This window comes from Vibrio sp. F13 (assembly GCF_020806305.2).
Taxonomy (GTDB): domain Bacteria; phylum Pseudomonadota; class Gammaproteobacteria; order Enterobacterales; family Vibrionaceae; genus Vibrio; species Vibrio crassostreae_C.
The window spans coordinates 190023-203657 of record NZ_CP170176.1 but is presented as its reverse complement, the minus strand read 5'-3'; the positions used below and the strand labels follow the sequence as shown (position 1 = coordinate 203657).

Sequence of the window (13635 nt, the reverse complement as noted above, 5' to 3'; positions counted from 1 at the left end):
ATGAAATGGGGAATCCTAGGAACCAGCTTTATCTCAGGCGTAATGGCGGATGCGATTAAAGGCGATGCTCAAAGTGAGCTGTATGCTGTTGCTGGACGCACAGAGAAAACACTCAATGAGTTTGCTGCCCAATACCAGCCAACACGAACCTTCAACAACTATGAAGCCTTGATTGAAGATGAGTCGGTCGACATTATCTACATTGCTCTACCAAACCACGTTCATCATGAGTATGTGATTAAAGCGGCTCAAAAAGGCAAAGCGATCTTGTGTGAGAAGTCTTTGTCGGTAGATATGGAAAAAACCGAGCAAGCTTTACTAGCCGTGAAAGAAGCGGGCGTATTCTTTGCTGAAGGTTTGATGTATTTAAACCATCCACTTATCACCAAGCTTCATCAAGAACTGGCAACTGGTGAGATTGGCGAAGTGCGTTCAATTCAAGGTTCCTACGTTGCGGCGATTGATCAGTTCGTGAATCCTGCGAGCAAAGGCGCGCTATACAACCTTGGCTGTTACCCAATGTCGCTGATTCACTCTGTTGCGCAGCAGCAATTTGGTGAGAGCGTGTTCGATGACGTGCAGATCTCAGCAATCGGTCGACGAGGCGAAGATGGCAATATCTGTGAATCGTCGGCGATGATGCATTTCAACGACCGTTTTACCGCACAAATCCACACTGCTGAAGACCACGGTTTAAAGCATGGTTTTACGATCCTAGGCAGCAAAGGCTGTATCACGCTAGATACTAATCCATGGCTACCGACGGCAGAAAACACGTTTACGGTAGAGATCTATGAGACGTCGACACGTGAAGTGAAAGTCGAAGCGCAAGGTGATGGTTTCCATTATCAAGTGCGCAATATCCGCCAAGCGGTTGAGCAAGGTGATACACAACTTGCTGCGCCAATGGCAACCCACCAAGACTCTCGCGTAATCATGAAGTTATTAACTGATTGGGAACAAGCGGCGAGCTAATGTTTTAGTAAATTCTATACTCGTCTCATGTTTGATCGCCTCGTAAGCTATCAAACATGAGGCGTTTCCTCTATATCTTCCAGTCGACTCTCCCCAATAAATACTTTGCATTTGAAACCGCCACAGTGTCCAATATCAGGTAGTACGAAACTGACCGAAAAACCTTATTTTTTAAGGTGTTAAATAGGACCTTTGCCGCATGCGTAAATCAGATAAGAAAATCGAGAATCAAATCAGAGACGTGTTAACTGACGTTTGTGAAGACACGCTGAAAGGCTTCGATGGTTTTTTGTGGGTGACTCACTCGGTCAACTTTTCCTCTTTTCCGCAAAGTTTGAAAATTGTCTGTGTATTCGATACCAATCAGGATAGAACGAACTTCTTAAGTGGCGAAGGTCAACAGAGTGTCTCAGGGGCTATTCAACAAGCGTTCAATCAAGTTGGAATTCAACTGAAGAATATCGATAAGCATGTTAGCTACGATACGCAAGAAAATTGCGATCGCGACCATCAAGGGAAGTGGAACAAGAGGCTTTAAGGAGCGTTGTCATCGTTCTTGTTTAGACAGCCTATCCAAATTGAGTTTCAATAGTGTGGCGCTCAAACTGAGATTCGATACAGCAAATCCAAGTCCTATTCTGAGTTCTAGGCTCTGATAACTTCTCATCTTCCAAACCGTATTATTCTCATTTTGAGAAAATCTGAGCTGATTTCTCGTTAGCCGGAGATACTTGGTTTCCAAATAAAATTAAAATCACAAAAACTTATATTTTCCTTAATGCATTGATTTTGAATCGGCATTTGCTCGTTTTACTTGCCACCGATGAAACAAGACAGACGAGCACTTGAACAATAGAGCCATGTAGTCGATACTTTTTTCGTATTTTGATTCCTAAATTGACACGTAAGTTGGCTGACTTTTCGTCTTGTGATTTAAGGCATGACAGTATCGATTAGGAAATTTGAATCATGAAAACCTACATTTCTGGGCTGCTGGCACTCATACCGTCATGTTTAATCGCTGGTTACGCTTTTGCTGTTGGTACAGCGGTTGTGCTGCCAGGGCAACATGAAGTTGGTGTTGATCTTTCGGGCTCCCCACTATCTACGAATGCCGCCATTGATTGGGAAATTTCCAACAGTGATATTGTGTTCGGAGCTTATGCCGACAAAGCCGACAATGAGCGGGCCACGACAATTGGTTATATGTACAACCAAGTCATGGCGATGAACTCGGGTTGGTTGGAGAACGATCTCCGTAACCAAGCTGAGTTAGAAGGCCTCAATTTCGAAGACTATTTCCTGCACTTTTCTGAAGATACTGTCATTGCCGAAGTTGATAAAACTCATGGCGAAAAGACCCTTTTAAACCGAAAACCTATGATCTTGGGTTATACAGCCAGTGAAGACCATGCTGGTTTTTGGTTGTATCAAGAGCCTCCGTGGGATGCCGATGTGTTTGAGAATTTCGAACAGGGTGGGGCTTTGTATGTCTATCATGCTGAACAGTTCGAACGGCTGACCTTTAAGTTCTCACAGTTTGCTGGCAGCGGTGAATTTTGGATTGAATACCCAACTGCTATTGATTCTCAGGGTAGGGTTTCACAATGGGAAAGGCTTGATGTAAAGAAAGACAAAACGCTCAATATGACCAAAAACCAATCGGTGATCTGGAACCTTCCGGATAACTGGTTAAGAGCCACAACTCATGATGGGAGCGGTGCGAGTTATGGCGGCGGCCAGTATTTTGGTTCAACCTTTTTGAGAGGTGGTGGGCGCTTATACGTTGTGAGAGTTCGTTGGCAAAGTGAGAACGCCGACGACAGGCCGCGTTTAAAAGAAGTGAAACTCAAGAACAGCTTTCCAACCGTCAAGTTAACCGACGCTCCGATTACAACGCCGGACGGCAATGCTATCAGCCAATGGCGAAAAATCCGCGGCTTTGATGTGTCTGCAGACCTAGATGGCGATAACTACTTGTCGCCAAGTGAGTATAGAAATCGAACCAATAAGAACGCGACAGCGCGTTTTCGTTGGGAATCAAGAGTTGTGCCATTTGGTCGAATGTGGAGCGCTAACTCATCTTGGTCGCTAACGAACGTCGCAAACGCGGATTATCTATCTGCTATTCATCGCTACTACAAGCAAAGCTGGGCAAGACAAGGTTTGAATGGTGCGTACAACGACGACACAAATAAACTCATTGGCTCGAACCAGTTCTATGTTCACTCTGGCGGGCATGTTCAAGAGTTAGGAGCTGTTGCGGGTTCGAATCAAGCGGATGATCTCTACAAGCAACAATTTTCAGCGTTTCTCAAAAATCTTTCTGCTTTAGAAAGTGATGCGTCGATTGGGTTGAATATCGGAACCGCGAACTTACTGGGTCGAAATGGACAGTCTCATCTTAGCGAGGCGGGCTCTCTGTATTTACGCGAGCACTACATTTTTCCGTCTACTGGGTTTAGTGGTTACTCGGGGATCTCAAAATTCTGGGATAATTCTGCGCTCGCCTACAATGGGCAAAGTGTTATTTTTCAGGCGACAACGCGTTATGGGCGAGTTCAATATCTTGGAAATAGTGAAGATAATTGGAAGCAAGACCAATACTCGACCCTAGCGATCTACCACCTCAATCGACATGCTCAACATAGCTACTTTAATCAGTGGAACAATGGTTACGTCTATGGAAGTGGCAATACGACGGCTGACACTTTCTGGCAAAGTGGTGTCCCTAAAAACATCGCCTACCAACCCAGTTCGTTATTGGCCGTTGACTTGGGAGAGCCGAGTCATCAAATCCCACAAGGCTTTGCGCCGATTCCTTTGATGCTTTCGACAACGACACCTCAGCCTGCTGACTACACCATCGTTGGCGATTCCTCGATGAACGAAATGGTGCATGCTGATCTGCCCAATGGTATCACTCACGTTCTACCGACGTTCACGTACTTTATGTATCAATCTGAAAATCAGGTGGTTGCTGGTGGCCCTGAGGACATGGTGTTAGCGAGAGAGTTCAGCAATGGTCGTGTGTTGTATCGCACGGATTTCCACGGTAAGAATCCGAGCTTTTATGACGCGGCAAAACTCACCATCGCGCTGGATGTTCCAATGAAACTTGTTGATGCTAACGGTAACGTTGGTGACTATGTGAGTGAAATAGAAATTGGCGGTTATGAAGGGCTGTTCTTACTTTATTAGAACTAATGCGAGTGAGCACTCTCGAACCAGAGCAGACTAGAGCTTAGGTTCGGGATATGAGCTTATTCTTTTTACACTGCTTAAATTCTTTGGCGATCCACGATTGCTCGTTTAAACCATTGTCGATTAGAGCAAAAAGGTAGCCATCGACTTTGCCTGAAGCCGCAGGATATTCTTGAAAAGCGTGCTTAGGGTAGCCGGGGTAATCCATCTCGTATTGAGCGTCTAACTGCTTACCGAGTTGACGCCATTTTACGAATAACTCAGAAGAAGATGTCTCAACCTTATATTGGCCCAAAATGCGTTGGTGATGGGTTAACGCCACTTTAGCGCAGTGATTGGTCTGTACGACTTTTTGTATCAATTCAACTTGTTCTTCACTCATGGTTTTCGCCAGTACATTCTCTTGTTCGATGCGCGCCATTCGTTCACCAAACGTTTCAGCATGGGTGGAAAACACAAAAGTAAGCGGTAAAGCCAATACCAAAAGACGCTTGTAGAACATAACCTAACTCTTTGAATGGATTCATGACTATTATGCCGTTGAGTAACAATATTATTAACGAATAAACACGCTTAATTGTAAGAATTATTTTTATCGAGTGGATAAATAGATGATTTTGGAGTTGTGGTATTCAGGCTCTGAATGTTTGGTTATTTTACGAAGCGACACCGATAACAGAATCAACCCAATATCTAACCATCTTGATTATAAATGTTGGATATCAATCGAGTGGTAGGAAAAACCGATTGCTTTAGCGGCGTTCAACAAAGCTTGTTGAGTCTTGAATACCCTGGGTTGCATTTTTCTGTCGGATTCAAGAAAGCTGTTTACTCCCCACTTATGACTTTTGACCATTAAGTAATAACCATTAGCTCCAGGGGACACGACACCAATTGCTGCTTTCAGGTCGCCACGACTGAAATGTTTTTTGAACTCACGTAATACCATATCAACATCCTTATTCGATGATAAAAAAAGGGAGCGCATTGCTCCCTAGTTAGTGCTTTTCTTAATGTTTACAAGAATGCGCGGTATGGCAGTTCTGGGTCATTTGTGAAGATGTCTGCAAAGCCACGGAAGTGCTGGTAGTGCATGCGGCCTTTATCTGTTGGGTATGTGTATTTACCACCAACTTGCCAGAAGAAAGGTGCGAAGCCGTATTGAAGACGTTCTTTCTTCATGTTCCACAGCATTTCGATTTCACGCGGGTCATTTTGGAAGTTAGCCCAAATGTCGTGGTGGAACGGAACAACTACTTCACAGTTCAAAGACTCAGCAGCACGAAGAATGTCTGAAGATGTCATTTTGTCTGTTACGCCACGTGGGTTCTCACCGTAAGAAAGCAGTGCAACGTCGATCTTGTGGTCATTACCGTGTTTAGCATAGTAGTTTGAGTAGTGAGAATCACCAGAGTGGTAAACTGAACCGCCTGTTGTTTCTACTAGGTAGTTCACTGCACGGTCGTCCATTCCGTCTAGAATTTCTTTGTCTAGGGAAGATGTTCCTTCAGGAAGTGTCACTAGAGCTGTACGGTCGAATGCGTCAAGAACCTTGATGTTCACGTCTTTGATTTTGATCTCGTCGCCAACTTTAGCAATAACACACCGATCTTCTGGCACACCCCATTTCATCCATAAATCAACACACGCTTTAGGGCCAATGAATTTAACGTGGTCGCCGCAGTTTTGTAGAACTGCCGCTGCAACGTTGATATCAATGTGGTCGCCGTGGTCATGAGATGCCATAACTGCATCGATCTCTTTGATAGCGAAAGGGTCCAATGGGAAGATCGCGGTACGTAGGTTTGGTTGAAGTGCTTCCACACCGCCCATACGCATCATTTGGTGCTGGTTTTTCATTTTTTGAACGGCTTGTGTTTTTTTACCAGTACCACACCAGAAGTCCATTGATAGGTTTGCACCTTCTTCTGATTTTAGCCAAATACCTGTACAACCCAGCCACCACATAGAAAACGTACCCGGTTGCACAACTGTTTGTTCAATCTCTTCATTTAACCATGTACCCCACTCAGGGAATGTATTTAGGATCCAAGACTCGCGAGTGATTTCGTTTACATTGCTCATGATAATACCTTTTATTTCAATAATTTGATTAATTTTGGATGTAGGGAGCCGAGCGCCTTAATTTGGATTAAGGCACTGAGCTAAATTTATTATTATTGGTGGGCTAGTTAGCCCTGCGATTTAAACTAGGATGACTTGCGTCCCTTGAGCTTCAATCAGTTTTACGACTTCGGGATTGGCGTCTTTACCGGTGATGACAATGTCTATTTGCTTGGTGCTGCAAAAGAGCATTCCGGTACGTTGTCCAACTTTTGAGCTATCGACCACGACGACAAGCTTATCGACCTGTTCGAGCATTTGTTGTTCGGCTACGGCCGTTAACATGTCGGCTTTGTACAGCCCGGCATCGGTTAAGCCTTTACCTGAGGTGAACATCCAGTTTCCCGCATAGCCGCCTAATGAATTAGGGGCAGGGTTTAGAAAGATGTTCTGCGCTTTGTTGTATTGACCACCAATGATGATGACATCGTCATGATCTTCGTTGATCAAGTAGCTTGCGAGTGGAAAGTAGTTCGTTACGATTTGAACGTCATCGCCACATAGTTGCTGACCGAGTAGGAAAGCCGTCGAACCACAGTTGATCACGACTGTATCGCCAGCCTGACAAAGCCCTGCAGCTGCTTGAGCAATCTCTGATTTCTCTTCATAGAACTCAGTGCTGTTGATATTCAGTGGTGACCACTTTCTCTTCTGAGTTTCTACTCGTTCCGCACCATTTCGAATTTTTCTAAGTCGGCCAACTTCATCTAACTTAGCGATATCGCGCCTAGCAGTAGCAGGAGAAACGCTAAATTTATCAATAATATGAGAGACGTTGATTGTCTGCATATCTTCTAACAGCGACAAGATGCCGTTATGTCTTTGTACTTCATTCATATTTATCACTCTTTTTGTCGTTGTGACAATTTAATGATTACTTTTGATTTGTTTTGATTCTAATAATCACCATCATGATTGTCAAACCACATCGCTATAAAAACCAGACATTAATCACAATGTTTTATAAGTGGTTGATTTTATTGTATTTATAATTTTTACGTGTGATCTAAAGCTCAATTAAGCACATTCTGGGTGTGGTTAATTGATATAAATCAAAGTAATCACAAGTGAGCATTGAATGATTACTTTTGATTGGTAAAGTCTAGTTCGTGAGCAAAACTAGAATCATCACATCCTACAAATCATTAAAATTAAAAATCAATCAGGGGTAAAGATATGGAATTCTTATACGATATTTTCTATATTTTTTACAGTCAGGTAATGACCAAAGCACCGTTGCTACTCGGTCTTGTTACTTGTCTCGGCTACATCCTTCTAAAACGTGACGCAACAACTGTTATCTCCGGCTCTATTAAAACCATCGTTGGTTTCATGATAGTGCAGGTAGGTGCAGGAACATTGGTAGCGGGTTTTAAACCGGTTATTGAAAAAATGAGTGAAATACATGGATTAACGGGATCGGTAATTGACCCGTACACCTCCATGATGTCCACCATGGAAACCATGGGCGACAACTACTCTTGGGTTGGGTATGCAGTATTACTGGCTCTTGGGCTAAACATTCTACTTGTTGCCTTCCGACGTATTACGGGTATCAGAACCATCATGCTGACTGGGCATATCATGTTCCAGCAAGCTGGCCTCATTGCTGTTTTCTACTTCGTGCTTGGTGCAGATATGTGGGAAACCATTATTTATTCAGCAATATTGATGGCGTTGTACTGGGGTATCTCCTCAAACATCATGTTCAAGCCGACTCAAGAAGTCACTGGTGGTGCGGGTTTCTCGATTGGTCACCAACAACAGTTTGCTTCATGGGTAGCCACCAAGGTTGCACCGAAGCTTGGCGACAAGAACGACAGTGTTGACCACATCAAACTGCCTAAGTGGTTACACATTTTCCACGACAGTATCGCTGCAACAACGTTAGTAATGACTGGTTTCTTCGGCATTATTCTTCTTTCGTTCGGTCTTGATAACCTTCAGGACATGGCAGGTAAAACGCACTGGTTTATCTACATTTTTGAAACTGGTTTGAAATTCGCTGTTGCCATTCAAGTCATCGTTACTGGTGTTCGCATGTTCGTTGCGGAACTGTCCGAGGCATTTAACGGTATTTCTCAACGCCTTATTCCTAACGCTGTTTTAGCAATCGATTGTGCTGCTATTTACGCCTACTCTCCTAACGCAATGGTATTTGGTTTCATGTGGGGCGCAGTGGGTCAATTCACCGCTGTTCTTGCAATGCTAGCGTTTGACGCACCAATCATGATCATTCCTGGCTTTATCCCAATGTTCTTCTCGAACGCCACTATCGGTGTGTTTGCTAACCACTTTGGTGGCTGGAAAGCGGTGATGAAGATCTGTTTCGTGATGGGCATCATCGAAGTGGTTGGCTCTGCGTGGGCAATCCATATCTTCGCTCAATCAGGTACTGAGTTTAATGGCTGGATGGGCATGGCTGACTGGGCTCTGGTATTCCCACCAATCATGCAAGGTATCTCAAGCTCTAGCATGTTCTTCTTTGTGATTTTGGCTTTGGCTGGCATCTACATGTACTTCGCTTCTAAGCAACTACGAGCTGAAGAAGACGCAGAAGCTGCTGCTGAAACAATGACCGCAGTAACGCCTGAAGGTATTGAGGTTGAAGTCGCGGTTCCACAACAATCGACAGCAACCGCTGAAGCACCATCTGTTTCAACAACGGCAGCTTCTACAACATCAGAAACTCGAATCTCACCAGCCGCTGACCAGAAACCGGTTCGTGTCTTAGTGTGCTGTGGCTCAGGACAAGGTTCTTCAATGATGTGCTCTAAGAAAATCAAAGAGTATTTGGACAAGAAAGGCATCCCAAGCTCGACCTTTAACAGCGCCATCACTGATTACAAATCACACCTTGGTTCATTCGACATCATCGTTACTTCGGTTGCTCTTGCAGCGAAGATCACGGGTCTGCCGGAAGGTAAGCAACAGTTAGCGGTTAAGAACATGATTATGGTGAAAACTTTCGGCGACGAACTTGTTTCCATCATCGAGAACAACTTCCATAAATAATTAAAAACGGCTCAGTGGTGTCGCACTGCTGAGCCAATAAAAACAATTATATAAGTGAGCAATAACATGAACTTAAAAGAATCTCTTATCAAGAATAACTCTATCCTACTGAACGCAAAAGCAGCTGACTGGAAAGCGGCGATCAAGCTTGGGACTGATGCATTGGTGAAAGCGGGTATTGCAGAAGAGCGTTACTACGACGCGATTACCAAAGCGATTGGTGAAGAAGGCCCTTATATCTGTATTCACGATGCGTTCGCACTGCCACATTGCCGCCCTGAAGACGGTGTTATTCGTACTGGGTTTGCGCTAACCGTGCTTGAAACGCCAATTACGTTTGAAGGTGTTGATGAGCCTGTAGATGTGCTGATAACACTAGCGGGTAAGGACTCAGAAGAGCACATCGAAGGCACCATGCAAGTGGCGAACTTGATTGAATTCGATGAAGACTTCTCAAAACTTCGCGCGTGCAAAAGCCCAGAAGAAGTGGCGCGTTTAATTGATGCTGCATTGCTTCAAGCGGAAGCGGCGTAAGGAGGCAACGATGTCTAAATATAGCCAATTGAAACAACGTGTTTTAGAAGCCAATTTGCAACTTCCGAAATACGGTTTGGTGACATTTACTTGGGGTAATGTCTCTGAGTTTGACCGTGTTAACGGAGTGATAGCGATTAAACCATCAGGTGTCGAATACAGTGATATGACGGCTGAAGACATGGTGGTCGTCGATCTCGAAGGCAAGGTTGTTGAAGGGAAACTCAATCCTTCAAGCGATACCGCAACGCACTTAGAGCTCTATAAAGCTTTCCCTGAAGTGAGTGGCATTGTTCACACGCATTCACGCAGTGCCACCATTTGGGCACAAGCGGGTATCGACATCCCAGCCTTAGGCACCACTCACGCTGATTATTTCTACGGTGACATCCCATGTACACGTCGATTGTCTCACTCTGAAATTTCTGAAGAGTACGAGAAAAATACTGGCTTGGTGATTATTGAAGAGTTCAAGCAACGTCGAATCGATCCAATGGCCGTTCCAAGTGTGATTGTTGCAGGACATGCGCCGTTCTCTTGGGGCAAAGATGCCAACGACGCCGTTCATAACGCGGTGGTATTAGAAGAAGTGTCGGCAATGGCGTTGGCAACGCGCACCTTGAATAGCGGCATCAAAATTCAGCCAGAACTATCCGACAAACACTACTTACGTAAGCACGGTGAAAATGCTTATTACGGCCAACAGTAAATCGACTGTTCGTTTAAGTAGGCTGTTTAAGTAAGCCGTTTAACGAGCTTCGACTCTAAGTAGCTTCAATATTGATTAGGCCCGACTTCAGGGAATAAGTAGAGGACTCTATGTATAAAGTGCTGGCGTTAGATCTCGATGGAACCGTGTTAAAGGATGATCACACGATTCATCCAGAAGTAAAAAAGGCGATTCAAGAAGCCAAACAAAGTTGTCACGTCATGATTGTTACTGGCCGACACCACACAGCAGCACGACCTTACTATTACGAATTGGGGCTAGATACTCCAATCATCTGCTGTAACGGCACTTATGTTTATGACTATCAAACTGAAACGGTATTGACTCAAAACGCCATAGAGAAAGATAAGGCACTTACTTTCATTAACATGGCTGACGAGTTTCAGCTCAAGATGGTGATGTATATAACTCATGCCATGACGTACTCACAGTACAACCCATTTGCCTACATGTTGACATTGGAAAGCTGGGCTGAAACGGCACCAGAGCAACATCGCCCACAAATTTACCAAGTGGAATCATTCATAGAAACAGCTCAACAAGCTGAACACGTTTGGAAGTTTGTGGTAGAGGGGAGCCAAGATTCCGTCGACCGTTTAATGCAACACCCATGGATAGGAGAGAACTTCAACGGTGAGCGTTCTTGGTCAAACCGAATCGACTTTGCTGCAAAAGGTAACAGTAAGGGCCTACGCCTTGCTGAATACATCGCAGAACTCGGTTATCACGCCGATGACGTCATTGCCGTCGGTGATAACCACAACGACATATCCATGATTAAGTACGCCGGATTCGGTGTAGCGATGCTCAATGCTGATGACATCGTCAAATCACACGTTCAACGCGTGTGCTCAACAGATAACAACCATGATGGCTTAGCCCGTCTAATACGTGAACAAATTAAAGGATAACAACATGACTAAACCAATGATTCAGATCGCCCTAGACCAAACAAATCTTCCTGCCGCAATTGAAGTGGCAAACAACGTTGAAAGCTTTGTTGATGTGATTGAAGTGGGCACTATTTTGGCTTTTGCTGAAGGGATGACAGCGGTTTCTACCCTTCGTAAAAACCACCCAGACCATATCCTTGTGTGCGATATGAAAACCACCGATGGCGGCGCAATTTTGGCTCGAATGGCATTCGAAGCGGGTGCTGATTGGATAACCGTTTCTGCGGCTGCACACATCGCAACCATTGGTGCGTGTAAGAAAGTCGCTGACGAATTTAACGGTGAAATCCAAATCGAAATTTACGGCAATTGGACAATGGACGATGCTCAATCTTGGGTCGACCTAGGTATCTCTCAAGCTATCTATCACCGTTCTCGTGACGCTGAATTAGCTGGTGTGGGCTGGACTGAAGAAGATCTTGTGAAGATGCGTGCATTGTCTGAAATGGGCATCGAGCTTTCTATCACAGGTGGCATCGTGCCTGAAGACCTTTACCTATTTGAAGGCATTAAAGCGAAAACCTTTATTGCAGGTCGCGCACTTGCGGGTGAAAAAGGTAAAGAAACAGCAGAAGCACTAAAAGCTCAGATCGACCGTTACTGGAATTAGGAGGCGTTATGTACCAAAACTTATTACGCCACCGAGTAGGGCTTTATGAGAAGGCCCTACCTAACGAACTCAGCTGGGAAGACAAACTGGCAACAACCAAAGAGCTCGGCTTTGATTTTCTTGAGATATCGGTAGATGAATCAGACGAGCGCCGTAGCCGTTTGGATTGGAATGACGATGAAGTGTATGTCTTACGTCGCCTGTGTGAAAAGCATGGTGTACCGCTGCAATCCATGTGTTTAAGCGCGCATCGCAAGTTCCCATTTGGATCTGCAGATCCGGTGATTCGTGAACAAGCGGCTATCCATATGGAAAAAGCGATCTCACTCGCTTACAAATTGGGTATTCGTACCATCCAATTGGCTGGGTATGACGTTTACTACGAGCCTGCGGATAAGGTGACTCACCAGAGGTTCATTGAAGGCATGAAGCTTTCTGCGCAGTTGGCGGAAAGGTCGGGCGTTATGCTCGCTGTGGAGATCATGGATACCGATTACTTGAACTCTTTGAGCAAGTTTGAAGTGCTGAGTCGTGAAGTCAATTCACCGTATTTCACGGCGTATCCAGATGTGGGTAATATCTCCGGTTGGAATTACGACATAGTGACGGAACTAAAGTTGAGCAAGCCTCATATCACTCAGATCCACCTCAAAGACACTTATAAAGTGACTGACGAATACAAAGGTCAATTTCGAGACTTAGTGATTGGTGATGGTGAAGTCGACTTTAATGCCATTTTTGAAACATTGAAAGAAACGGAGTGTGTCGTACCACTCGTGATTGAGATGTGGGCTCAAGATGAGCGTTGGAAAGAGAATATTCTGACGGCACAAAAGCGTTTGAACGAGGTATGTGTGCAAACGGGTGTTCCGATGTTGTTTGACCACTAGCTCTACTTAGAATGATTAACCCGTTTCTCTTTGCGTTCTCAATGCTCCTAACGAAAAGAGAAAATGCAGCATATTGCCCCCCAATATGCTGCATTTTTATATCAACATGTCGCTCTAAACTGTTGAAGCTGAGGTTATGTCAATTTCGAAATAGTGGCTGTTCTTAAACAGCAATAGTCACATGATCACGGCCTACTTCAGCCATCTTAATTAGGTAGTCCGTATGGTATTTCTTCTTGATGACGATTTGGCTACCGATTTCAGCAACAATCTTCACGACCTCTAACGCATCAGAAGGATGCAATGAAGAATCTTTTGAAATTTCGATATTAACGCCCAAATTTGCCAGTTTCATAATGTCGCTAGAGTGCATGATAATATCCAATATATTTTATTATGGTGGACTATATCATCATCGATTAATTCAACGCCACTCTGCTAAGCCCAAAGTTTTGAACGATGCCCTCAAACTATGATTTCAATATGCAAGTAGTGAAATTTGATCGCAAACTGATATCATGGTCTTTCTTATGGGATTATGCCAACTTTGGCGGGGATGTTGTTGTTCAGTCTCGTGTGAAGAAATGAACAGTCAACTTG

At 44.3% G+C, this 13635-nt stretch carries 14 protein-coding genes; 9 read left to right on the top strand and 5 right to left on the bottom strand.

Translation table 11 applies throughout. The features are described from left to right. The 3 genes from LMH68_RS15840 to LMH68_RS15830 all read left to right on the top strand — a co-directional run bounded on the left by LMH68_RS15840 (position 1) and on the right by LMH68_RS15830 (position 4176). Complete coding sequence (locus LMH68_RS15840; RefSeq protein WP_229648087.1) at positions 1-975, top strand: Gfo/Idh/MocA family protein; 975 nt, start codon at positions 1-3, stop codon at positions 973-975. 199 nt (positions 976-1174) lie between these two features. Then, positions 1175-1513: a hypothetical protein gene (locus LMH68_RS15835; RefSeq protein WP_017060926.1), complete on the top strand. Its 339-nt coding sequence runs from the start codon at positions 1175-1177 to the stop codon at positions 1511-1513. Positions 1514-1944: 431 nt separating this feature from the next. After that, the gene (locus tag LMH68_RS15830) at positions 1945-4176 is read left to right on the top strand and encodes a hypothetical protein (RefSeq protein WP_229648086.1); all 2232 of its coding nucleotides are present in this window, start codon (positions 1945-1947) and stop codon (positions 4174-4176) included. A 43-nt stretch (positions 4177-4219) separates the two neighbouring features. Here LMH68_RS15830 and LMH68_RS15825 read toward each other — a convergent pair whose 3' ends face one another. The 4 genes from LMH68_RS15825 to ulaR form a co-directional block, all read right to left on the bottom strand. After that, positions 4220-4681 (bottom strand): hypothetical protein, encoded by a 462-nt coding sequence (locus LMH68_RS15825; protein WP_017069722.1) that lies wholly within the window; start codon positions 4679-4681, stop codon positions 4220-4222. A 204-nt stretch (positions 4682-4885) separates the two neighbouring features. Next, a complete protein-coding gene (locus tag LMH68_RS15820; protein WP_017064006.1) occupies positions 4886-5128 on the bottom strand; it encodes a hypothetical protein in 243 nt (80 codons plus the stop codon). 68 nt (positions 5129-5196) lie between these two features. Further along, the gene (gene ulaG / locus LMH68_RS15815; RefSeq protein ID WP_017060922.1) at positions 5197-6264 is read right to left on the bottom strand and encodes an L-ascorbate 6-phosphate lactonase; all 1068 of its coding nucleotides are present in this window, start codon (positions 6262-6264) and stop codon (positions 5197-5199) included. Positions 6265-6384: 120 nt separating this feature from the next. Continuing rightward, on the bottom strand, positions 6385-7140 hold the full coding sequence (gene ulaR / locus LMH68_RS15810; protein WP_017064005.1) for an HTH-type transcriptional regulator UlaR: 756 nt from the start codon (positions 7138-7140) through the stop codon (positions 6385-6387). Between the two features lie 339 nt (positions 7141-7479). Between ulaR and LMH68_RS15805 the strand changes: the two genes are divergently transcribed. The 6 genes from LMH68_RS15805 (at position 7480) to LMH68_RS15780 (ending at position 13035) form a co-directional block, all read left to right on the top strand. Next, positions 7480-9318, top strand: a complete 1839-nt coding sequence (locus LMH68_RS15805; protein ID WP_229648085.1) for a PTS ascorbate-specific subunit IIBC — start codon at positions 7480-7482, stop codon at positions 9316-9318. Positions 9319-9384: 66 nt separating this feature from the next. Continuing rightward, on the top strand, positions 9385-9852 hold the full coding sequence (locus tag LMH68_RS15800) for a PTS sugar transporter subunit IIA (protein WP_017064004.1): 468 nt from the start codon (positions 9385-9387) through the stop codon (positions 9850-9852). A gap of 10 nt (positions 9853-9862) precedes the next feature. Beyond that, positions 9863-10561: an L-ribulose-5-phosphate 4-epimerase gene (locus LMH68_RS15795; RefSeq protein WP_017064003.1), complete on the top strand. Its 699-nt coding sequence runs from the start codon at positions 9863-9865 to the stop codon at positions 10559-10561. Between the two features lie 110 nt (positions 10562-10671). Then, the gene (locus LMH68_RS15790; RefSeq protein ID WP_017065672.1) at positions 10672-11493 is read left to right on the top strand and encodes a pyridoxal phosphatase; all 822 of its coding nucleotides are present in this window, start codon (positions 10672-10674) and stop codon (positions 11491-11493) included. Between the two features lie 4 nt (positions 11494-11497). After that, positions 11498-12145, top strand: coding sequence for a 3-keto-L-gulonate-6-phosphate decarboxylase UlaD (locus tag LMH68_RS15785; RefSeq protein ID WP_017064001.1), 648 nt, complete (start codon positions 11498-11500; stop codon positions 12143-12145). An 8-nt stretch (positions 12146-12153) separates the two neighbouring features. Then, on the top strand, positions 12154-13035 hold the full coding sequence (locus LMH68_RS15780; RefSeq protein WP_065583765.1) for an L-ribulose-5-phosphate 3-epimerase: 882 nt from the start codon (positions 12154-12156) through the stop codon (positions 13033-13035). 163 nt (positions 13036-13198) lie between these two features. Here the strand turns inward: LMH68_RS15780 and LMH68_RS15775 are convergent, their stop codons facing one another. Then, a complete protein-coding gene (locus LMH68_RS15775) occupies positions 13199-13408 on the bottom strand; it encodes a hypothetical protein (RefSeq protein WP_065583766.1) in 210 nt (69 codons plus the stop codon). Between the last annotated feature and the right edge of the window lie 227 nt (positions 13409-13635).

Coding starts and splice junctions, on each gene's coding strand:
- LMH68_RS15840 (WP_229648087.1), top strand. CDS start 1: ATGAAATGGGGAATCCTAGGAACCAGCTTTATCTCAGGCGTAATGGCG.
- LMH68_RS15835 (WP_017060926.1), top strand. CDS start 1,175: ATGCGTAAATCAGATAAGAAAATCGAGAATCAAATCAGAGACGTGTTA.
- LMH68_RS15830 (WP_229648086.1), top strand. CDS start 1,945: ATGAAAACCTACATTTCTGGGCTGCTGGCACTCATACCGTCATGTTTA.
- LMH68_RS15825 (WP_017069722.1), bottom strand. CDS start 4,681: ATGTTCTACAAGCGTCTTTTGGTATTGGCTTTACCGCTTACTTTTGTG.
- LMH68_RS15820 (WP_017064006.1), bottom strand. CDS start 5,128: ATGGTATTACGTGAGTTCAAAAAACATTTCAGTCGTGGCGACCTGAAA.
- ulaG (WP_017060922.1), bottom strand. CDS start 6,264: ATGAGCAATGTAAACGAAATCACTCGCGAGTCTTGGATCCTAAATACA.
- ulaR (WP_017064005.1), bottom strand. CDS start 7,140: ATGAATGAAGTACAAAGACATAACGGCATCTTGTCGCTGTTAGAAGAT.
- LMH68_RS15805 (WP_229648085.1), top strand. CDS start 7,480: ATGGAATTCTTATACGATATTTTCTATATTTTTTACAGTCAGGTAATG.
- LMH68_RS15800 (WP_017064004.1), top strand. CDS start 9,385: ATGAACTTAAAAGAATCTCTTATCAAGAATAACTCTATCCTACTGAAC.
- LMH68_RS15795 (WP_017064003.1), top strand. CDS start 9,863: ATGTCTAAATATAGCCAATTGAAACAACGTGTTTTAGAAGCCAATTTG.
- LMH68_RS15790 (WP_017065672.1), top strand. CDS start 10,672: ATGTATAAAGTGCTGGCGTTAGATCTCGATGGAACCGTGTTAAAGGAT.
- LMH68_RS15785 (WP_017064001.1), top strand. CDS start 11,498: ATGACTAAACCAATGATTCAGATCGCCCTAGACCAAACAAATCTTCCT.
- LMH68_RS15780 (WP_065583765.1), top strand. CDS start 12,154: ATGTACCAAAACTTATTACGCCACCGAGTAGGGCTTTATGAGAAGGCC.
- LMH68_RS15775 (WP_065583766.1), bottom strand. CDS start 13,408: ATGCACTCTAGCGACATTATGAAACTGGCAAATTTGGGCGTTAATATC.